The sequence below is a fragment of the Pantoea sp. LS15 genome (genome assembly GCF_012241585.1).
In the GTDB taxonomy this organism is placed as follows: Bacteria; Pseudomonadota; Gammaproteobacteria; order Enterobacterales; family Enterobacteriaceae; genus Enterobacter.
Window position 1 is genome coordinate 145,395 of sequence record NZ_JAAVXA010000006.1, and the last position, 20,028, is coordinate 165,422.

The following is a 20,028-nucleotide window of genomic DNA, read 5'->3' on the forward strand; positions in this document are numbered from 1 at the left end:
ATAATGGCTATCGACGAAAACAAACAGAAAGCGTTGGCGGCAGCACTGGGCCAGATCGAAAAGCAATTCGGTAAAGGCTCCATCATGCGCCTGGGTGAAGACCGTTCCATGGACGTGGAAACCATCTCCACTGGTTCGCTTTCTCTGGATATCGCGCTGGGCGCTGGCGGTCTGCCGATGGGCCGTATCGTAGAAATCTACGGACCAGAGTCCTCAGGTAAAACGACGCTGACGCTGCAGGTTATCGCTGCGGCACAGCGTGAAGGTAAAACCTGTGCGTTTATCGATGCCGAGCACGCGCTGGACCCTATTTATGCTCGTAAACTGGGCGTTGATATCGACAACCTGCTTTGTTCTCAGCCAGACACCGGTGAACAGGCGCTGGAAATTTGTGACGCGCTGGCGCGTTCAGGTGCTGTTGACGTTATCGTGGTCGACTCCGTTGCCGCACTGACGCCAAAAGCTGAAATCGAAGGCGAAATCGGTGACTCTCACATGGGCCTCGCGGCACGTATGATGAGCCAGGCAATGCGTAAGCTGGCCGGTAACCTGAAACAGTCCAACACACTGCTGATCTTCATCAACCAGATCCGTATGAAAATTGGCGTAATGTTCGGTAACCCGGAAACCACCACTGGTGGTAACGCGCTGAAATTCTACGCGTCTGTCCGTCTTGATATTCGCCGTATTGGCGCGGTAAAAGAGGGTGAGAACGTCGTCGGAAGCGAAACCCGCGTGAAGGTTGTGAAGAACAAAATTGCTGCGCCGTTTAAACAGGCTGAATTCCAGATCCTCTACGGCGAAGGGATTAACTTCTTCGGTGAGCTGGTTGACCTGGGCGTGAAAGAGAAGCTGATTGAAAAAGCGGGTGCCTGGTATAGCTACAACGGTGACAAAATTGGTCAGGGTAAAGCAAATGCGATCTCCTGGCTGAAAGAGAACCCGGCAGCGGCGAAAGAAATTGAGAAGAAAGTGCGTGAGCTTCTGCTGAACAACCAGGACTCCACACCTGATTTCGCAGTTGATAGCGCGGATGCTGAAGAAACCAACGAAGATTTTTAATTCTTCGTATAAAAATGAAGGGCTGCTGATGCGGCCCTTTTTGCATTTCTGAACCAGCAGGTTTTTTATGAGTGAACCTACTCCACGTCGACCCGCGTACGCACGCTTACTGGACCGGGCAGTACGTATCCTTGCCGTCCGTGACCACAGTGAACAAGAGTTGCGGCGAAAACTGTCGGCTCCCGTAATGAGCAAAAATGGCCCGGAAGAGATTGATGCTTCAGCAGAAGATTACGACCGCGTGATTGCCTGGTGCTACGAGCATCGCTATCTGGATGATGAGCGCTTCGCTTCCCGGTTTCTCGCCAGCCGTGGCCGCAAAGGATACGGCCCCGCGCGCATCCGCCAGGAGCTGAACCAGAAAGGGGTTGCCCGCGAGTCCATTGAAAAAGCGATGCGCGAATGTGACGTTGACTGGTGCGAACGGGCAAGAGAGCAGGCCATTCGTAAGTACGGTGAACCCCTGCCGCGTGATTTTTCAGAAAAAGTGAAAATCCAGCGCTTTTTGCTCTACCGCGGCTTCCTGATGGAAGATATTCAGGATATCTGGCGTAATTTTGCCGATTGAACGCATGCGGGATTTTACTTCCCACTAAAGAAAACTTATCTTATTCCCACTTTTTCCAGTAGCTGGTCTGTCCAACTGTTTACAGGTACAGGCTTGCTACGACATTTCGTTAGCTTGATTTCAGGATAATTATGAGCAAGAGCACCGCTGAGATCCGTCAGGCGTTTCTCGATTTTTTCCATAGTAAGGGACACCAGGTTGTTGCCAGCAGCTCCCTGGTACCAAATAACGACCCGACTTTACTGTTTACCAACGCCGGGATGAACCAGTTCAAGGATGTGTTCCTTGGTCTCGACAAGCGTAATTATTCCCGCGCCACAACATCACAGCGTTGCGTGCGTGCGGGCGGTAAACACAACGACCTGGAAAACGTCGGTTACACCGCGCGTCACCATACGTTCTTCGAAATGCTGGGTAACTTCAGCTTCGGCGACTACTTCAAACACGATGCCATTCAATATGCGTGGGAACTGCTGACCGGTGAAAACTGGTTCAACCTGCCGAAAGAGCGTCTGTGGGTTACCGTCTATGAAACCGATGACGAAGCCTTCGAAATCTGGGAAAAAGAAGTCGGTATCCCGCGCGAACGTATTATTCGCATCGGCGATAACAAAGGCGCACCTTATGCGTCCGACAACTTCTGGCAGATGGGTGATACCGGTCCTTGTGGTCCGTGCACTGAGATCTTCTACGATCATGGCGACCACATCTGGGGTGGCCCTCCAGGCAGCCCGGAAGAAGATGGCGATCGCTACATTGAGATCTGGAACATCGTCTTCATGCAGTTCAACCGTCAGGCTGACGGTACCATGGAGCCGCTGCCGAAGCCTTCCGTTGATACCGGTATGGGTCTGGAGCGTATTGCTGCGGTTCTGCAGCACGTTAACTCCAACTACGAGATTGACCTGTTCAGTACCCTGATCAAAGCCGTTGCGGAAGTGACCGGCGCGACCGACCTGAACAACAAATCCCTGCGCGTTATCGCGGACCATATTCGTTCCTGTGCGTTCCTGATTGCCGACGGCGTTATCCCGTCGAATGAAAACCGTGGCTACGTGCTGCGTCGTATCATTCGTCGTGCTATCCGTCACGGCAACATGCTGGGCGCGAAGGACACCTTCTTCTATAAACTCGTTGGGCCACTGATTGGCGTGATGGGTGCTGCCGGTGATGAGCTGAAACGCCAGCAGGCGCAGGTAGAACAGGTTCTGAAAACCGAAGAAGAGCAGTTTGCGCGTACACTGGAGCGCGGTCTGGCGCTGCTGGACGAAGAGCTGGCGAAACTTAAGGGCGACACGCTGGATGGCGAAACCGCTTTCCGCCTGTACGACACCTATGGCTTCCCGGTTGACCTGACGGCGGACGTTTGCCGCGAACGCAACATCAAAGTTGACGAAGCGGGCTTCGAAGCCGCGATGGAAGAGCAGCGTCGTCGTGCGCGTGAGTCCAGCGGTTTCGGTGCAGACTACAACGCGATGATCCGCGTTGATAGCGCGTCTGAATTCAAAGGTTATGACGCACTGGAGCTGACCGGCAAAGTGACTGCCCTGTTTGTTGACGGTAAAGCCGTAGACAGCATCAGCGCCGGTCAGGATGCGGTTGTGATTCTGGACAAAACGCCGTTCTACGCGGAATCCGGTGGTCAGGTTGGCGATAAAGGCGAACTGAAAGGCAATGGCTTCAGCTTCAGCGTAAGCGACACCCAGAAATACGGCCAGGCGATTGGTCATCAGGGCAAACTGGTTTCCGGTTCTCTGAAAGTGGGTGAGGGCGTGCAGGCTAACGTTGATGAAGCTCGCCGCGCGCGCATTCGTCTGAACCACTCTGCAACCCACCTGATGCACGCTGCCCTGCGCGACGTACTCGGTACCCACGTTGCACAGAAAGGTTCTCTGGTTAACGACAAAGTGCTGCGTTTCGACTTCTCGCATTTTGAAGCAATGAAACCGTCTGAAATCCGCGCGGTGGAAGATCTGGTGAACGCGCAAATCCGTCGTAACCTGCCAATCGAAACCCATATCATGGATCTCGATGCGGCGAAGAAAAAAGGTGCGATGGCGCTGTTTGGTGAGAAATATGACGACCGTGTTCGCGTGCTGAGCATGGGCGACTTCTCAACTGAACTGTGCGGTGGTACTCACGCATCGCGCACTGGTGATATCGGTCTGTTCCGCATTGTTTCCGAGTCGGGTACGGCGGCAGGCGTGCGTCGTATCGAAGCGGTGACCGGTGAAGGTGCGATTGCCAGCCTGCATGCGCAGAGCGATCAACTGCATGACATCGCGCAGTTGCTGAAAGGCGATAGCCAGAACCTGGGCGAGAAAGTACGCGTTGCACTGGATCGTACGCGTCAGCTGGAAAAAGAGCTGCAGCAACTGAAAGAACACGCGGCAGCGCAGGAGAGTGCAAACCTCTCCAGCAAAGCGGTAGAGATTAAGGGCGTCAAACTGCTGGTCAGCGATCTGGCGGGCGTTGAGCCTAAGATGCTGCGTACTATGGTCGACGATCTCAAGAACCAGCTTGGTTCTACCGTTATCGTGCTGGCGACAGTGGCAGAAGGTAAGGTTTCTCTGATTGCGGGGGTCTCTAAGGATGTGACTGACCGCGTAAAAGCAGGGGAACTGATTGGTATGGTTGCCCAGCAGGTGGGCGGCAAGGGTGGTGGTCGTCCAGACATGGCGCAAGCCGGTGGTACGGATGCGGCGGCACTTCCGCAAGCTTTGGCCAGCGTTGAAAGCTGGGTAAGCGCGAAACTGTAATAATTACAAAGCACAAGCAGACGCCATAGCGGTAACGTTATGGCGTCTTGTTCACTGTGCTATCGATAACGATAAAGTCAGGTTGAGTTTGTGTATATCGGCTAAACTTACGTTTAACAGAATGTGATGCCGTGACTGCTTACACTTTACGTGTTTGTCATCGCTTACTTTTTGGCGTTATATGATGGATAATGCCGGGATACAAGAGACCCGACTCTTTTAATCTTTCAAGGAGCAAAGAATGCTGATTCTGACTCGTCGAGTTGGTGAGACCCTCATGATTGGGGATGAGGTCACCGTGACAGTTTTAGGGGTAAAGGGTAACCAGGTACGTATTGGTGTTAACGCTCCTAAAGAAGTATCTGTCCACCGTGAAGAGATCTACCAGCGTATCCAGGCTGAAAAATCCCAGCAGTCCAGTTACTGATATTGTCGCGTCTCGCTGTCGGGCGAGACGCAACCCTCCTGTCATTTTTCCTGCCCAAAGTTACCGTTTAATTTCAATCGCTCTCTTTTTAACCACTCCGTTACCCTTAACTCGTCCTGACACCGCCATTTCTGCATAGGTTTTCTGTGAAGATGCCTGCAAAATCCGCTTATAAAACACCCTCTTTGCGGCTTTTACATGCGAATTGCGTGTGATTTGTGCAAACGATAAAAGCTTTTGGAAAATTGTTTGACTTATAAGTCCCAGAAAGTAATATATGCGCCACGCAGCGACGAGAAGCTCTTAACGAGTTACTCAAAGCACTCGAAAGAGGCGTTGTGTGGTGAGGTGGCCGAGAGGCTGAAGGCGCTCCCCTGCTAAGGGAGTATGCGGTCAAAAGCTGCATCCGGGGTTCGAATCCCCGCCTCACCGCCATTTTGCATCCGTAGCTCAGCTGGATAGAGTACTCGGCTACGAACCGAGCGGTCGGAGGTTCGAATCCTCCCGGATGCACCATCTATTACTTCATATTGCTTTCGAAGTGATATGAATATCGAGTAGTACAGTAGTAAATCCCGATGCATCCGTAGCTCAGCTGGATAGAGTACTCGGCTACGAACCGAGCGGTCGGAGGTTCGAATCCTCCCGGATGCACCATTTACTATTTCTGAAAGCAGTACCCTGATGCATCCGTAGCTCAGCTGGATAGAGTACTCGGCTACGAACCGAGCGGTCGGAGGTTCGAATCCTCCCGGATGCACCATCTTTTACTTTGTATTGCTTCTGAAGTGATACCGAGTATCAGCAGTACAGTAGTAAATCCCGATGCATCCGTAGCTCAGCTGGATAGAGTACTCGGCTACGAACCGAGCGGTCGGAGGTTCGAATCCTCCCGGATGCACCATCTTCTCCTTCTTTGTTTATTCCTTCGACGTTCCGTCAGCAATCACACTCTCAGTCAGCGACAAAAATCACCTTTTACGATAAAGTAATGCTTTGTTAATCGTTTAGCGAGAGCACGATGTACGCACAGTATGACGGTCTGATCTTCGATATGGATGGCACCATCCTTGATACCGAACCTACGCATCGTCAAGCCTGGACTGACGTCCTGGGCCGCTACGGTATGCGTTTCGACCTTCAGGCGATGATTGCCCTTAACGGATCCCCAACCTGGCGTATTGCACAGGCCGTGATTGAAATGAATCAGGCTGATCTCGACCCGCACCTGCTCGCCCGTGAAAAAACCGATGCAGTAAAAGCCATGCTTTTAGATACTGTACGCCCGCTGCCGCTGATTGATGTCGTGAAAGCGTGGCACGGACGTCGCCCGATGTCGGTGGGGACGGGCAGCGAAAGCGCGATTGCAGAGGCGTTGCTCAATCATCTTGGCCTGCGCCACTATTTTTCTGCCGTTGTTGCTGCCGATCATGTTAAAAATCACAAGCCCGCACCGGACACCTTCCTGCTCTGCGCAGAATTAATGGGCGTCCCGGCGGCAAAATGCGTCGTGTTTGAAGATGCTGATTTCGGTATTCAGGCCGCTCGTGATGCTGGAATGGCCGCGGTGGATGTGCGCTTACTGTGAGTGACGTACTGTCACTTGCTTCATTATTCGCCAGCAGTTTTTTAAGCGCTACGCTCTTACCGGGAAATTCGGAAGTGGTGCTGGTGGCGATGCTGTTGTCCGGCGTGAGTCAGCCCTGGTTGCTCGTGTTAATAGCAACAATGGGTAATAGCCTTGGAGGGCTGACTAACGTTATTCTTGGGCGTTTCTTTCCGCTGCGCGAAAAATCGCGCTGGCAGGAAAAGGCAGTCGGCTGGCTAAAACGCTATGGCGCTGCCACGCTGTTATTAAGCTGGATGCCTGTAATAGGTGATTTACTGTGTCTGCTGGCGGGATGGATGCGCATCTCCTGGGGACCGGTGCTCTTTTTTTTGTGCCTTGGCAAGGCGTTGCGATATGTCCTCGTGGCATGGGCAACTCTGCAGGGTATGACGTGGTGGCACTAATTGGTGGAATGAATACGCGACCTTCAATCGTCAACCATTACAATTATGCTGAGTAACATTACTTTGACAGGCGGGAGGTCAATTTGATCCCGGACGTATCTCAGGCGCTGGCCTGGCTGGAAAACCACCCTCAGGCATTGAAGGGTATTCAGCGTGGTCTTGAGCGTGAAACGCTGCGCGTTAACGCGGACGGCAGTTTAGCGACGACGGGTCACCCGAAGGCGTTAGGCTCGGCGCTGACACATAAATGGATCACTACCGATTTCGCTGAAGCGCTGCTGGAGTTTATCACTCCGGTGGAGGGTGATATTGATCATATGCTGGCGATCTTGCGCGACATTCATCGCTATACCGCGCGCAACCTGGGCGATGAGCGTATGTGGCCCCTCAGCATGCCGTGTTATATCGAGCAAGGTCAGGAGATCGAGCTGGCTCAATACGGCACCTCAAATATTGGCCGGCTCAAAACGCTCTATCGTGAGGGGCTGAAAAACCGCTATGGCGCGTTAATGCAGACCATCTCTGGTGTGCATTACAACTTCTCTTTGCCTATGGCGTTCTGGCAGGCGAAATGTGATGAAACGGATAAGGACGCGATCTCTGCGGGCTACTTCCGCCTGATCCGCAACTATTATCGCTTCGGCTGGGTGATTCCGTACCTGTTTGGTGCGTCGCCTGCCATTTGCTCATCGTTCCTGCAGGGAAAACCGACTACGCTGCCGTTCGAGAAAACCGAGTGCGGGATGTACTATCTGCCGTACGCGACTTCCCTGCGCCTGAGCGATCTTGGCTATACCAATAAATCGCAAAGCAATCTCGGTATTACGTTTAACGAATTGCACGAATATGTGGCAGGATTGAAGCGGGCGATCAAAACCCCGTCGGAAGAGTACGAGAAAATCGGCCTCGAGAAAGACGGCAAGCGTCTGCAAATCAACAGCAATGTGCTGCAGATTGAGAATGAACTGTACGCGCCAATTCGTCCTAAGCGCGTGACGCGCAGCGGTGAAACTCCGTCGGATGCGCTGCAGCGCGGCGGGATCGAATACATTGAAGTGCGCTCGCTGGATATCAACCCGTTCTCACCGATTGGTGTTGATGAGCAGCAAATTCGCTTCCTGGATCTGTTTATGGTCTGGTGCGTTCTGGCGGATGCGCCAGAAATGAGTTCAGACGAGCTGCTTTGTACCCGTACAAACTGGAACCGCGTAATTCTGGAAGGCCGTAAACCGGGTCTGACGCTGGGCATTGGCTGCGAAACAGCACAGTTCCCGCTGACGAAAGTCGGTAAAGATCTGTTCCGTGACCTTAAACGTGTTGCCCGGACAATGGACAGCATCGACGGTGGCGACGCATATCAACAGATCTGCGACCAACTGGTGGAATGTTTTGATAATCCGGAACTGACGTTCTCAGCACGCATTCTGCGTTCAATGATTGATCAAGGTATTGGTGGCACGGGGCGTTCACTCGGAGCAGAATACCGTGAGATGTTGATGCAGGAGCCGTTAGAAGTGCTGAGCGAAGCGGATTTTGTTGCGGAACGCGATGCGTCCGTTGTGCGTCAGAAAGAGGTTGAAGCGGCGGATACCGAGTCGTTTGAGGCGTTTCTGGCGAAGCAGGCTTAAGCAGAAAAGAAAAAGGCCACATCGCTGTGGCCAAAATATACATCTCTGAATTCAGGGATGATGATAACAAATGCGCGTCTTTCATATACTCAGACGCGCATTCTGTAGAAGAGTTCAGTTTATTTTAAAAAAAATCACTATCGGAGGTGACGTATGCCGTTATTAGATAGCTTTACTGTCGACCATACCCGTATGGAAGCACCTGCTGTACGTGTGGCGAAGACCATGCACACTCCGCACGGCGACACGATCACCGTATTCGATCTGCGTTTCTGCGTGCCAAACAAAGAAGTGATGCCAGAGAAAGGTATTCACACTCTGGAGCATCTGTTCGCTGGTTTTATGCGTGACCACCTGAACGGTAACGGCGTTGAGATCATTGATATCTCTCCGATGGGCTGCCGTACTGGTTTCTACATGAGTCTGATTGGTCAGCCTGAAGAGAAACGCGTCGCAGATGCCTGGAAAGCAGCCATGGAAGATGTGCTGAAGGTAAAAGAGCAGAACCAAATCCCTGAGCTGAACATTTACCAGTGTGGTACTTACCAGATGCACTCTCTGGAAGAAGCACAGGAAATTGCGCGTCACATCATCGAGCGTGATGTTCGTGTGAACAGCAATGAAGAGCTGGCTCTGCCGAAAGAAAAACTGCAGGAACTGCACATCTAGTGCACCTTTCCCCTCTCCCGTTGGGAGAGGGGAGAGTGAGGGTTGTTTAACCCCCCATGACCACAACTTCAACATTCACCTTTACTCATCGTCCACTCGTTCCTTTTGCCCATGATTATGTTCATGGCGACAGCGAGCCCTGGCATGAGCATGACTGCGCGCAACTGCTGCATACTCTGAGCGGGGTGGTGCGGGTTGATACCGCATCCGGCTGTTGGGTGGTTCCTCCTGGCCGCGGTGTCTGGCTGCCAGCGGGGACGCGCCATTCGCTTCGTATCACCGGTAACGTTGCAGCGCGCACGCTGTTTATCGATCCGCTGGCGCGTGCCGATCTCCCCGCAGCGTGCCAGATCGTGCAGATCTCCCCACTGTTGCGCGAACTGATCCTCGCCTCTCTCTCACTGCCTGAATCTTACTCACCAGGGAGTCGTGATGAGCGCGTGTATGAGCTCATTCTGGATGAAATTCGCATCATGCCTGTGCTGCCATTTCATCTGCCTGAGCCGGAGAGCGTCCCGTTACGCCACCTGTGCCAGCAGATCCGTCAGACGCCAGGAGATCGCTGGAACAGCCTTCAGGCCGCGGGTTCGCTTGGAATGAGCGAGCGCACGATGAACCGGCATTTTCAGCAGCAGACAGGATTACGCTACGTTGAGTGGCTGAGAAGGGCTCGCTTGCTGGAGGCGTTAGTGCGGCTGGCGCAGGGCCAGCCGGTGCTACGCGTGGCACTGGAGCTGGGTTACGGCAGTCACAGTGCCTTTACGGCGATGTTTCGTCGGGTGATGGGCGTCTCTCCCAGCGATTACTTTAAAAACGACTGACGGCGTTAAAGAGCGCCTGAAGCGACGCACGCGCCACGTCGCTGTCAATGCCCACGCCCCAGCGGCTGGTGCCGTCCTGGAACAGGCAGCGGATATAGGCCACCGAGCGGCTGTCGCTGCGTTCGCCTAACGTATGCTCGTGATAATCCTTAATTACAAACGGGGCGTTGATCCAGCGGCTTAAGCCCTGAGCGGCGGCGGAGAGCAGACCGTTACCCTGGCCCTCCAGTTGGCGTGTTCCCCTCTGCGTGGCGATGCTTGCCGTTAAGCGCAACTGACCGTCCTGCTGGCTGTCGCTGCGGTACGATTGCAGGGCAAATTGTGGCGTTGCCACCAGGCCATAACGGGTACGGAACAGTTGCCACAGTGCATTTTGCGTCATCTCTTTTCCGTGGCGATCCGTTTCCTGCTGTACGTGCTGGCTGAAATCCTGCTGCAGCGCGCGGGGTAATTTCAGACCATGGTTCTGTTCAATAAGCCACGCGCTGCCGCTTTTCCCGGACTGGCTGTTCACACGGATCACCGCTTCGTAGGTGCAGCCGATATCCTGCGGGTCCACTGGTAGATAAGGCATCTCCCAGCGTTCGCTAGGCTTGCGGGCATCAAAGCCTTTTTTGATCGCGTCCTGATGTGAGCCAGAGAAGGCGGTGTAGGCCAGTCGTCCTGCCCATGGATGGCGCGGATGCACCGGAAGTTGGTTGCAGGTTTCGACCACTTCCACCACCCGATTCATCTCGCTAAAGTCGAGATTCGGGCTAACGCCCTGACTGTAGAGATTCATCGCCAGCGTCACCAGACAGACGTTCCCCGTACGTTCCCCGTTGCCAAACAGACACCCTTCTACCCGGTCGGCACCGGCCATCACGGCCAGCTCGGCGCTGGCGACACCCGTACCGCGGTCGTTATGCGGATGGACGCTGATGCAGACGTCGCTGCGGCGGCTGAAGTGGCGACAGAAATACTCAATCTGATCGGCATAGACGTTCGGCGTGCTGACTTCGACAGTCGCGGGTAAGTTGATCACCATTGGTCGCTCATTGCAGGGCTGCCAGATCTCTGCCACGGCTTCACAAATCTCCAGCGCAAACTCCGGCTCGGTAAAGCAGAAGGTTTCCGGGGAGTATTCGTACTGCCAGCGGGTTTCCGGGTTCTCTTCGCTGAGCTTGCGGATAAGCCGCGTGGAGCGTGTTGCCAGCTCAACGATTTGCGCTTTCTCCATACCAAACACCAGGCGGCGGAACAGCGGGGCGGTCGCGTTATACAGATGGACGGTGGCCCGTTTCGCGCCGCGTAACGATTCAAATGTGCGGATGATCAGGTCTTCCCGTGCCTGGGTTAACACCTGAATGGTGACGTCATCCGGGATACGGTTCTCTTCAATCAACTGGCGAACAAAGTTGAAATCCGTCTGCGAGGCGGAAGGGAAGGCGACTTCAATCTCTTTAAACCCGCAGTTCAGCAGCAATTCCCAGAATTGCAGCTTGCGGGGGCTATCCATGGGCTCGGCCAGGGCCTGGTTACCGTCACGTAAATCGGTGGAAAGCCAGCGTGGCGCACGAGTAATATGTTGCTCCGGCCAGCGACGATCGGGCAGTGAAAGGGTTGGATAAGGCTGGTATTTGTCGGCGGGTGTATTCAGCATGATGCGCTCCTGTTGTCTTTTCACTATCGTGAATGGATTTCAGGAGCGCTGCTTTATCGAAACTGACAATGACTGTCGCGTTTTGGACAACGCGCTTTAGTGCGCGCCACCGCCTCCACCACCGGCACCAAACGGTGGACGGGCAAACCACACCAGACCCAGCAGGACGAGGAAGATCCCGGCCGACACCCAGAAAATCTCGTTTGCGGAGATAATCAGCCCCTGGCTGGTGATCTGCTGGGCGATCCAGCCGGATGCCTGCTGTTCCGTCATTCCCATTCCCTGAAGCTGGGCATACATCTGCTGAGAATTAGGGTTGAACGGGTTCACCGCTTCAGTGAGCTGAGCGTGGTGCATCGACTCACGGTTAGTCCACAGCGTCGTGGTGATCGACGTCCCGATGGAGCCTGCCAGCGTACGTGTAAAGTTCGACAAGCTCGATGCTGCCGCCATGCGCTCAGGCGGTAAACCGGAAAGCGTGATGGTGGTCAGAGGCATAAAGAAACAGGCCACGGCAAAGCCCTGGATAAACTGCGGCCACGCAGAGGCGCCAAAGTCCATTCCCGGTTCGAACGTATACGCGCGCCAGTAGAAGCACACGGCGTACATGATGAAGCTGAAGGTTACCAGCCTGCGCATGTCGAGCTTGTGGGCGAAACGGCCAATGATTGGCGACAACAGGACCGGAATCAATCCAACTGGCGCAGAGGCAAGACCCGCCCAGGTTGCGGTGTAGCCATATACCTCCTGCAATAGCTGCGGCAGCAGAACAATAGCGCCGAAGTAGAGCATGTAGGCGAGGCTAATACACAGACAGCCTATGGTGAAGTTTCGCGACTTAAACAGCGACAAGTCGACTATCGGGTTATCGTCGGTTAACTCCCAGACAATCAGGAAGCTCAGCGACACCACCGCGACAATCGTCAGGATGATGATCTCCCTGGAGTTGAACCAGTCCAGCTCTTTGCCCTGGTCGAGCATGACCTGCAGGCTACCGATGCCGAGGATCAATAACGCCAGGCCGACGCTGTCAATACGCCGCTGTTCGGTTCGCGTTTCCCTGCCACGTAGCGACTGCAACGTCATCATGACCACCACGGCGCCAATCGGTACGTTGATAAAGAAGATCCAGCCCCAGTGATAGTTGTCGCTGATATAGCCGCCTAAGATCGGCCCGCAAATCGGCGCGACGATCACGGTCATTGACCACAGCGCCAGCGCGATGGAGCGTTTGGCGGGTGGGTAGTTGTTCAGCAGTAAACTCTGTGACAGGGGAATTAACGGCCCGGCCACAATCCCCTGAATGACGCGGAAGAAAATCAGCATCGTCAGGCTGGTGGACATGCCACACGCCCAGGAGGCGAGAACAAAGGCGATTGTCGACCACAGGAATAGCTTAACTTCACCGACGCGCTTCGCCAGCCAGCCGGTAATGGGGATTGAGATGGCGTTTGCCACCCCAAACGAGGTAATCACCCAGGTCCCCTGGCTCAGTGACGAGCCAAGGTTACCGGCGATAGTCGGGATCGCCACGTTTGCGATGGTGGAGTCCAGCACCTGCATGAATGTCGCCAGCGACAGCGCAATGGTCATAATGATCAGTTGCGCGCCTTCCAGCGGTTTTTGCGGCTTTTGCTGTTGCATAACGCTCACCTTCGGATTAACCAGCGTTTGCCTTCACGATGTCATCGATCAGCTTGTTGACCGGATCGAGGCTAATTTCACGGGCGTTACTTTCATAAGCCGGGCTGCTACGCACCTGGCTTGCCAGGATTTGACCTTCACGGTTGGCGGTATCCACCGTAACCAGCGTTGAGAGGCCGATACGCAGCGGGTGATCTGCGAGTTGTTTTGGATCCAGCTCAATACGCACAGGCAAGCGCTGAACCACTTTGATCCAGTTACCGGTGGCATTCTGTGCTGGTAGCAGGGAGAAGGCACTGCCAGTCCCCATATCCAGACCCACCACTTTCCCTGTGTACTTGACGTCATCGCCGTAAATATCGCTGATAACTGTCGCCGCCTGGCCGATACGCATATGGGCAAGCTGCGTCTCTTTAAAGTTGGCATCGACCCACAGATTGTCTGCCGGAACAACGGCCATCAGCGGTGTGGTCGGGCTAATCTGCGCCCCAGGCTGTACGGAACGGCGGGAGACATAGCCGGTCATCGGGCTGACGATTTTAGTACGCTGCAGGGCAAGCCATGTGTTACGCACTTCGGTCGCTGCCTGTTGAACGGCAGGCTGGTTTTCCAGGCGGGTACCCAGCACCATCGCCTGGTTGGCGTTGTACTGTTGAATAGCCACATCCAGCTGTGCCTGAGCACTGGCAACGGCATCGCGTGCGTGTTGCAGCTCTTCACGGCCAATCAGGTTGGCAGTACCGAGCGGAACACGGCGGTTCAGGTCGCTCTGCGCCTGGGCCAGTGCCGTTTTCTGCACGTCAATGTTGGCCTGAAGCTGTTTGCTGTTGATCATCAGCTGGCGAGTCTGACGGACACTGGAGGCCAGTGCCGTCTGTGCTTTTTCAAACGCCTGCTGAGCGTCGGTTGGATCCAGCGTGACCAACACATCGCCTTTTTGCACATAGTCGGTGTTATCAGCCCAGACTTTCGTCACGCTGCCCGACACCTGCGCCATAATCTGTACCTGGTTCCCTGCCACGTAGGCGTCGTCTGTCTCTTCAGCATGACGCAATACTAAAAACCAATAGATCCCATATGCCACGGCAATAATGATAAAGAGCAAGGTCAACAGAAGAAGGGCGCTCTTACGTTTGCCTTTCTTATTGGCCGGTTGCTGCGGGGTAGTGCTCTCCGCATTTGCGCTCATTGTTGTTCTCCACGATCTTCTTATTTTCACATCGGCTGAGCCGACCTGTTGTCAGAAAGGCCAGCAGTGTGACGTGCTGGCCTGTCAGTTTTCTTTTTTAAATCTGGATGTTCGAGCGTGTCGTCGCGTTAGCGCAGCGCCTCAAGAATAGCGCCGTCTTCATCCATCTGGTCCAGACGGGTGAGCAGCTTGCGAGTGATGTGCTCAAGCTGGTCACGCTCGGTGGTGCTGAGGGCAGACCAGAGTTTATGCAGGCAATTGTGCTGAGGTGGCAGCACCTCTTGCAGGAACTGGTGACCTTTATCGGTCAGTTGCAGATGCAGGCAGCGGCGATCGTTGTCGCTTTCACGGCGCTCAATCCAGCCGCGTTTTTCCAGCTCATCAGCAATACGGGTCGCATTGGTACGGGAGGAACCCAGTGCGCAGCTCAACTCGGAAGGCTGAATACTGTGGTTTTCCTGAGACTCCAGCGTAATCAACGCCATAAACAACGTCTCGTTAATCCCTTGAGCTTTCAGCATTTTATTACGGTTTTCCAGTAGCTTACCCTGCATGTGCATGCACAGGCGAGTCAGCAGGATTTCCTGATACGGGAAGTCCTCATGGCGACTGGCGCGGAATTTAAGCATTTGTTCAATGGGCGTAAACGAACTATCCATTTGGGCATAACCTCATTAATTACAGCCGATATAGTAACGATAGTGACAAATAATGTAAATGAATTATTTGTGCGGTTATATCCGCCAAATTTATGTCACCATCAGAAAGCGCCGGGTAAGTCCGTGACCCGGTGAGCACAGAAAGCGTAGGGTGTGAACCCGCTGAAGAGAGGATGTGAGGACGGGGGTCTGAACTATTCATGCCGATTGTAAATATGTCACCCACATTAAAATTTCTGGGATAAATGATTACGTTTACATTAACAGACTGAAGGGCCTCTTTACACCCTAAGAGGCCCAACGCAATGTAAAACTTAGTTAATCGCTTCCTGACGATGGTAACCGCGCCACCATACAAGCAGGTTGAGCGTGGCGACGATTGCCCCAATTCCACATACGCCTGACCAACCTGCATGCTGCCATGCCGAGGCTGAAATTAATGAACCTGCTGCGCCACCAATAAAGTAGCTGGTCATGTATCCGGCGGTGAGGCGGTTACGTGCCTCTGGTTTAACGCGATAAATCACAGTCTGATTGGTGATGTGAACGCCCTGCACGGTGAGGTCGAGTACCAGAATACCGACGATCAGCGCCAGTACCGAGACGTGTCCATACCAAATCGCCGCCCAGGAGAGCAGAAGTAAAATCAGTCCTGCGGAGGTGGTCAGATGGGATTTGCCCTTATCGGCGAGCCCGCCAGCGGGACGCGCACCCAGAGCGCCAGCGGCACCAGCCAGACCGAACAGACCAATCGTCGCTTCAGAATAGTTAAACGGTGGCGCGGCCAGCAGAAAGGCCATCGACGTCCACAAAATACTGAAATTGGCGAAGGTGAAACATCCCAGCAGGGCGCGAGTGCGCAGGAGTTTATCCTGCGTAAACAGACTGAAAACAGAGGCCAGAAGCTGCGGATAATTCAGGTGGTTCTCCTGCTTCACCTTCGGCAGACCGCGCCACAGCGCCAGCGCCATCACGACCATTAATACGCTCGCCACCCAGTAAACAGTGCGCCAGCCACCGAGGCTTGCCAGCAACCCTGCAACGGTACGTGCCAGTAAAATCCCCAGCAGCAAGCCACTCATGATGGTGCCCACCACTTTGCCACGCTTTTCGGGGGAGGCGAGAGTAGCAGCGAGCGGGACCAGAATTTGTGCCACGACAGAAAACAGCCCCGTAAGTGCGGTGCCGATAATCATCATTGTTAATGACTGGCTACTGGCGGTGATTAGCATCCCACCGGCGGCCAGCAGGGTCATGGAGACAATCAACATCCGGCGCTCAAACATATCCCCCAGCGGTACCAGGAATAGCAGCCCGGCGGCATAGCCGAGCTGTGCAGCGGTGACGATAAAGCCTGCGGAGCTGGCAGAGAGATTGAACGCACGGGCGATGGTATCAAGCAGAGGTTGTGCGTAATAGTTGCTGGCGACAGCCAGACCCGTTGCCACGGACATTAAAAGGATGAGTGCGGGGCTAAGCCCTTGAGTTGTTTTGGTCATTGGTTTCAGGAATCATTAGTTGAGTGATTATTTTTCCGGAAACCATCATACCCAATGATTGTGAAAGTTGGGGGAGTGTTGGGTGTTGTATTGTGCGGTTTAGGTTCCCTCTCCGGGTGGAGAGGGAATTCGGAATATTACTTCTGCGCCTCAAGCGCCTCTTTCACCCAGCCGTCGAACTGCTGCTGGTGGGCTTTGATCCAGCCGTCCACATGACCTTTGATATCAGCCTCTGACGATTTACCTGCATGCATCATGGCATTCTGGGCGTTGATGTCGGCCAGCGGCAGTTTCATCACTGCGAACAGCTTCGCTGCCGCCGGGTTTTTCTCCGCCCAGGCTTTGTTGGCAACGATATGCATGGTGTTCACCGGGAAGCCGTAGTTCATGCCGTTCGGCAGTTTAGTGTCGATATCTTTCTGCTCACCCGGCAGGGAGGAGAACGGTACCTGCAGCCACACCACGTCTTTACCCGGTTTCAGCACGTCACTGACCCAGTACGGGGTCCAGGTGTAGTAGATAACCGGCTTACCCTCTTTGAAACGGGCAATAGTGTCGGCCATCATCGCCGAGTAGTTACCGTGGCTCACATCGACCGTTTTTGCCAGATCATAGGCTTTGTTCTGGTGGTTAATGACCGCTTCACAACCCCAGCCCGGTGAGCAGCCCATCATGTCGGCTTTGCCGTCACCGTTGGTGTCGAACAGTTTGGCGATCTTCGGATCTTTCAGCTGTTCAATGTTGGTGATGTGATACTTATCGGCGGTTTTCTTGTCGATCAGATAACCCTGTGCCGCACCGGTCACGAAGGTGCCCTCGCGGTAAAATTTCTTGTCACCCCCGGCGGCGGCATACATATCGTCATGCAGTGGCTGCCAGTTGACGGCGGTAAAGGTGGCATCGCCGGAGGCGATCGAGGTGTAGCCAACGTTGTAATCCACTTCGCTGGCGGTATTCACCGTATAGCCCAGTTTCTCCAGCGCACGGCTGACAATCTGGGTCTGGAAGGACTCTTCCGAAATGGTGCTCTGAACCGGTTGCACGGTAATGCCTTTGCCCGGCAGGTCGGCCGCATAGGTGCCGGTGGAGACAAGGGTGGCAAACGCTGTGGCAAAAAGTACGCTATGTCGCATCGTTGTTCCTTATTTTATGAATGGGCGGGTGAGTAACCCGATGGGGCCGGTGGTATACCAGCGACGGTTGCCGCGACTGCGTGAATCACGACCGACAGCCTGCGTCAGGCGGTCAAGAATAATGGCGAGGATCACAATCCCGACACCGCCGACAGTTGCCAGCCCCATATCGAGACGGCCAATACCGCGCAGGACCATCTGCCCCAGACCGCCAACGGCGATCATTGAGGCGATCACTACCATCGACAGGGCCAGCATCAGCGTCTGGTTTACGCCCGCCATGATGGTCGGCATCGCCAGCGGGAGCTGTACTTTAAACAGCATCTGACGCGGGCTGGCGCCGAAAGAGCGTGACGCTTCGATAAGGTCGGCAGGAACCTGATTAATCCCCAGAATGGTCAGACGAATAATCGGCGGCAGGGCGAAGATAATCGTCACCACCACGCCCGGTACGTTACCGATGCCGAACAGCATCACGATAGGCACCAGGTAGACGAACGCAGGTGTTGTCTGCATCGCATCCAGCAGTGGACGAATGATCTTTGCCGCCCGTGGACTGCGCGCCAGCCAGATCCCCATCGGCAAACCGATGACAATACAGAAGAGCAGGGCGGTCAGCACCAGTGCCAGGGTGATCATCGCCTGCGACCACGCACCGATCGCGCCAATCGCAATCAACGAGATCAGCGTGGCGATCCCCATACCAGCACTACCAAACTGCCAGGCTATCAGGGAAAACAGCACAATCGCCACCGGCGCGGGCATACCCAGCATCAACTGCTGGAAGCCGTTGAGAATGTAATCTATCGGGACGCGGATCCCCTGGAAGACCGGACGGAAATGGGTGACCACCCAGTCGATCCCTTCCGTCACCCAGCTATCCAGCGGGATCAGCGTCTTGTGGAACGGGTCCATGATGTTGAAGTGTTCTGGCGCCGGTGCCGGCGCGCTATTGAGCCAGTCTGCCGCGCCGCCACCATCAGCAGGTGCTGGTGTGGAACCCCACGCATCGGCAGATTGTGCAGCGCTGTCTGCTGCTTCAGTGGTGCCCCACGGGTTTGATTGATCAGCCATTGTTTGCCCCCTCGCGATCTAAAGCCTGCAGCAACATGCGTTTTGAGATGATGCCGACGTACTGTTGTTCTTCACCAATAACCGGCACGGCACACGGTGCCTGGCCGACGTGAGAGAGCAACTCGCTGAGTGGTGTTTCGGCATCGACGGCAAGCGGAGTGTCGATTAACGCCGCATCAATTCCCTGGTTTTCGCTCAGGGCTGTTTTCAGGGAGTCGATGGACACAACGCCGATAAATTTATTGCCGCGTTCAACCAGATAACCGTATTCCCGGTCTTCATCCTGCAACAGCTTCAGTGCGGAGCGTGGGCCGAATCCAGGTGTTTTACGGATAATGCCATTCGGTGTACGACGGGCAATATCTTTGGCGCTAAAGACCTGGCTAATATCCACGCCGCGGAAGAAGGTTCGCACATAATCATTCGCCGGATTATTAAGAATTTCATCCGGCGTGCCGACCTGTACGACTTCGCCATTTTGCATAATGGCAATACGATCGCCAATACGCATCGCTTCATCGAGATCGTGGGAAATAAAGACGATTGTACGTTGATGTTTGGCCTGTAATTTTACCAGCTCATCCTGCATCTCGGTGCGAATTAACGGATCGAGCGCTGAGAAGGCTTCATCCATTAATAATATGTCTGGATTAATGGCTAATGCGCGGGCTAATCCCACGCGCTGACGCATACCGCCGGAGAGTTCATCCGGGTACGCATGAGCATAATTTTCCAGCCCTACCTGACGCAGTGCATCAAGGGCTTTTTCCTGGCGTTCATGGGCGGTTACACCCGCCAGTTCCATGCCAAAGGCGGTATTATCCAGTACCGTCATATGTGGCATCAGCGCGAAGGACTGGAATACCATCGCAATCTTCTTTCTGCGCACCTCGCGAAGCTCAGCGTCTGATATTCTGGCGATATCTACGCCGTCAATCAGCACCTGTCCGCGGGTGGGTTCAATCAGGCGATTGAGAAGGCGAACCATAGTGGATTTACCCGAGCCGGATAACCCCATGATGACGAAAATCTCGCCTTCTTCAATGGCCAGACTGGCGTCTTTAACGCCAAGCGATAGCCCTGTTTTTTCCAGAATTTGCTCTTTCGAAAGTCCTTTTTCGATATATTTGAAAGCACGCTGTGGATGCTCGCCAAATACTTTATAAAGATTTTTCACTTCTAATTTAATTGCCATGCAATAGAGAGTGTCCTGTTATTTGTTTATGTCGATATGATTACCA

At 54.1% G+C, this 20,028-nt stretch carries 17 protein-coding genes and 5 tRNA genes; 14 read left to right on the top strand and 8 right to left on the bottom strand.

Annotated features, from left to right (window positions below; translation table 11 throughout):
* The first annotated feature begins 3 nt into the window (after window positions 1–3).
* The 14 genes from recA (at window position 4) to HED65_RS11430 (ending at window position 9,947) form a co-directional block, all read left to right on the top strand.
* The gene (recA, locus tag HED65_RS11365) at window positions 4–1,062 is read left to right on the top strand and encodes a recombinase RecA (RefSeq protein ID WP_114978663.1); all 1,059 of its coding nucleotides are present in this window, start codon (window positions 4–6) and stop codon (window positions 1,060–1,062) included.
* Window positions 1,063–1,129: 67 nt separating this feature from the next.
* On the top strand, window positions 1,130–1,630 hold the full coding sequence (recX, locus tag HED65_RS11370) for a recombination regulator RecX (RefSeq protein WP_114978664.1): 501 nt from the start codon (window positions 1,130–1,132) through the stop codon (window positions 1,628–1,630).
* A gap of 131 nt (window positions 1,631–1,761) precedes the next feature.
* Window positions 1,762–4,389 carry an alanine--tRNA ligase gene (gene alaS, locus HED65_RS11375; RefSeq protein ID WP_114978665.1) on the top strand — a complete coding sequence of 876 codons (2,628 nt, stop codon included), beginning with the start codon at window positions 1,762–1,764 and terminating at the stop codon, window positions 4,387–4,389.
* Between the two features lie 241 nt (window positions 4,390–4,630).
* Window positions 4,631–4,816, top strand: coding sequence for a carbon storage regulator CsrA (gene csrA / locus HED65_RS11380; protein WP_000906486.1), 186 nt, complete (start codon window positions 4,631–4,633; stop codon window positions 4,814–4,816).
* A gap of 342 nt (window positions 4,817–5,158) precedes the next feature.
* Window positions 5,159–5,251: transfer RNA gene (locus tag HED65_RS11385), tRNA-Ser, on the top strand.
* Window positions 5,252–5,255: 4 nt separating this feature from the next.
* A tRNA-Arg gene (locus tag HED65_RS11390) sits at window positions 5,256–5,332 on the top strand.
* A gap of 64 nt (window positions 5,333–5,396) precedes the next feature.
* Window positions 5,397–5,473: transfer RNA gene (locus HED65_RS11395), tRNA-Arg, on the top strand.
* Window positions 5,474–5,502: 29 nt separating this feature from the next.
* Window positions 5,503–5,579: transfer RNA gene (locus tag HED65_RS11400), tRNA-Arg, on the top strand.
* Between the two features lie 64 nt (window positions 5,580–5,643).
* Window positions 5,644–5,720, top strand: a tRNA-Arg gene (locus tag HED65_RS11405).
* A gap of 117 nt (window positions 5,721–5,837) precedes the next feature.
* Window positions 5,838–6,404, top strand: a complete 567-nt coding sequence (gene yqaB, locus HED65_RS11410; protein ID WP_028016807.1) for a fructose-1-phosphate/6-phosphogluconate phosphatase — start codon at window positions 5,838–5,840, stop codon at window positions 6,402–6,404.
* Window positions 6,401–6,829, top strand: a complete 429-nt coding sequence (locus HED65_RS11415) for a YqaA family protein (protein ID WP_048975561.1) — start codon at window positions 6,401–6,403, stop codon at window positions 6,827–6,829. The genes yqaB and HED65_RS11415 overlap by 4 nt, the downstream gene beginning before the upstream one ends.
* An 83-nt stretch (window positions 6,830–6,912) precedes the next feature.
* Window positions 6,913–8,457, top strand: coding sequence for a glutamate--cysteine ligase (gshA, locus tag HED65_RS11420; protein ID WP_114978666.1), 1,545 nt, complete (start codon window positions 6,913–6,915; stop codon window positions 8,455–8,457).
* Window positions 8,458–8,610: 153 nt separating this feature from the next.
* Window positions 8,611–9,126, top strand: coding sequence for an S-ribosylhomocysteine lyase (gene luxS, locus HED65_RS11425; RefSeq protein ID WP_114978667.1), 516 nt, complete (start codon window positions 8,611–8,613; stop codon window positions 9,124–9,126).
* A 56-nt stretch (window positions 9,127–9,182) separates the two neighbouring features.
* Window positions 9,183–9,947, top strand: coding sequence for an AraC family transcriptional regulator (locus HED65_RS11430; protein ID WP_114978668.1), 765 nt, complete (start codon window positions 9,183–9,185; stop codon window positions 9,945–9,947).
* Here the strand turns inward: HED65_RS11430 and leuA are convergent.
* The 8 genes from leuA to proV all read right to left on the bottom strand — a co-directional run bounded on the left by leuA (window position 9,934) and on the right by proV (window position 19,982).
* Complete coding sequence (gene leuA, locus HED65_RS11435; protein WP_114978669.1) at window positions 9,934–11,589, bottom strand: 2-isopropylmalate synthase; 1,656 nt, start codon at window positions 11,587–11,589, stop codon at window positions 9,934–9,936. The genes HED65_RS11430 and leuA overlap by 14 nt on opposite strands.
* Window positions 11,590–11,685: 96 nt before the next feature.
* Complete coding sequence (gene emrB / locus HED65_RS11440) at window positions 11,686–13,233, bottom strand: multidrug efflux MFS transporter permease subunit EmrB (protein WP_114978670.1); 1,548 nt, start codon at window positions 13,231–13,233, stop codon at window positions 11,686–11,688.
* A 16-nt stretch (window positions 13,234–13,249) separates the two neighbouring features.
* A complete protein-coding gene (gene emrA / locus HED65_RS11445) occupies window positions 13,250–14,422 on the bottom strand; it encodes a multidrug efflux MFS transporter periplasmic adaptor subunit EmrA (RefSeq protein WP_114978671.1) in 1,173 nt (390 codons plus the stop codon).
* Window positions 14,423–14,550: 128 nt separating this feature from the next.
* Window positions 14,551–15,081, bottom strand: coding sequence for a transcriptional repressor MprA (gene mprA, locus HED65_RS11450; RefSeq protein ID WP_028016801.1), 531 nt, complete (start codon window positions 15,079–15,081; stop codon window positions 14,551–14,553).
* 314 nt (window positions 15,082–15,395) lie between these two features.
* Window positions 15,396–16,580: an MFS transporter gene (locus tag HED65_RS11455; protein ID WP_114978672.1), complete on the bottom strand. Its 1,185-nt coding sequence runs from the start codon at window positions 16,578–16,580 to the stop codon at window positions 15,396–15,398.
* Between the two features lie 137 nt (window positions 16,581–16,717).
* Window positions 16,718–17,713, bottom strand: coding sequence for a glycine betaine/L-proline ABC transporter substrate-binding protein ProX (gene proX, locus HED65_RS11460; RefSeq protein WP_114978673.1), 996 nt, complete (start codon window positions 17,711–17,713; stop codon window positions 16,718–16,720).
* 9 nt (window positions 17,714–17,722) lie between these two features.
* Window positions 17,723–18,787: a glycine betaine/L-proline ABC transporter permease ProW gene (gene proW / locus HED65_RS11465; RefSeq protein WP_114978674.1), complete on the bottom strand. Its 1,065-nt coding sequence runs from the start codon at window positions 18,785–18,787 to the stop codon at window positions 17,723–17,725.
* The gene (gene proV / locus HED65_RS11470; protein ID WP_114978675.1) at window positions 18,780–19,982 is read right to left on the bottom strand and encodes a glycine betaine/L-proline ABC transporter ATP-binding protein ProV; all 1,203 of its coding nucleotides are present in this window, start codon (window positions 19,980–19,982) and stop codon (window positions 18,780–18,782) included. Before proV ends, proW begins: the two co-directional genes overlap by 8 nt.
* Window positions 19,983–20,028 lie beyond the last annotated feature (46 nt).

Excerpts from the sequence above, each read along its gene's own strand:
- recA (WP_114978663.1), top strand. The coding sequence starts at position 4 with ATGGCTATCGACGAAAACAAACAGAAAGCGTTGGCGGCAGCACTGGGC.
- recX (WP_114978664.1), top strand. The coding sequence starts at position 1,130 with ATGAGTGAACCTACTCCACGTCGACCCGCGTACGCACGCTTACTGGAC.
- alaS (WP_114978665.1), top strand. The coding sequence starts at position 1,762 with ATGAGCAAGAGCACCGCTGAGATCCGTCAGGCGTTTCTCGATTTTTTC.
- csrA (WP_000906486.1), top strand. The coding sequence starts at position 4,631 with ATGCTGATTCTGACTCGTCGAGTTGGTGAGACCCTCATGATTGGGGAT.
- yqaB (WP_028016807.1), top strand. The coding sequence starts at position 5,838 with ATGTACGCACAGTATGACGGTCTGATCTTCGATATGGATGGCACCATC.
- luxS (WP_114978667.1), top strand. The coding sequence starts at position 8,611 with ATGCCGTTATTAGATAGCTTTACTGTCGACCATACCCGTATGGAAGCA.
- HED65_RS11430 (WP_114978668.1), top strand. The coding sequence starts at position 9,183 with ATGACCACAACTTCAACATTCACCTTTACTCATCGTCCACTCGTTCCT.
- leuA (WP_114978669.1), bottom strand. The coding sequence starts at position 11,589 with ATGCTGAATACACCCGCCGACAAATACCAGCCTTATCCAACCCTTTCA.
- emrB (WP_114978670.1), bottom strand. The coding sequence starts at position 13,233 with ATGCAACAGCAAAAGCCGCAAAAACCGCTGGAAGGCGCGCAACTGATC.
- emrA (WP_114978671.1), bottom strand. The coding sequence starts at position 14,422 with ATGAGCGCAAATGCGGAGAGCACTACCCCGCAGCAACCGGCCAATAAG.
- mprA (WP_028016801.1), bottom strand. The coding sequence starts at position 15,081 with ATGGATAGTTCGTTTACGCCCATTGAACAAATGCTTAAATTCCGCGCC.
- HED65_RS11455 (WP_114978672.1), bottom strand. The coding sequence starts at position 16,580 with ATGACCAAAACAACTCAAGGGCTTAGCCCCGCACTCATCCTTTTAATG.
- proX (WP_114978673.1), bottom strand. The coding sequence starts at position 17,713 with ATGCGACATAGCGTACTTTTTGCCACAGCGTTTGCCACCCTTGTCTCC.
- proW (WP_114978674.1), bottom strand. The coding sequence starts at position 18,787 with ATGGCTGATCAATCAAACCCGTGGGGCACCACTGAAGCAGCAGACAGC.
- proV (WP_114978675.1), bottom strand. The coding sequence starts at position 19,982 with ATGGCAATTAAATTAGAAGTGAAAAATCTTTATAAAGTATTTGGCGAG.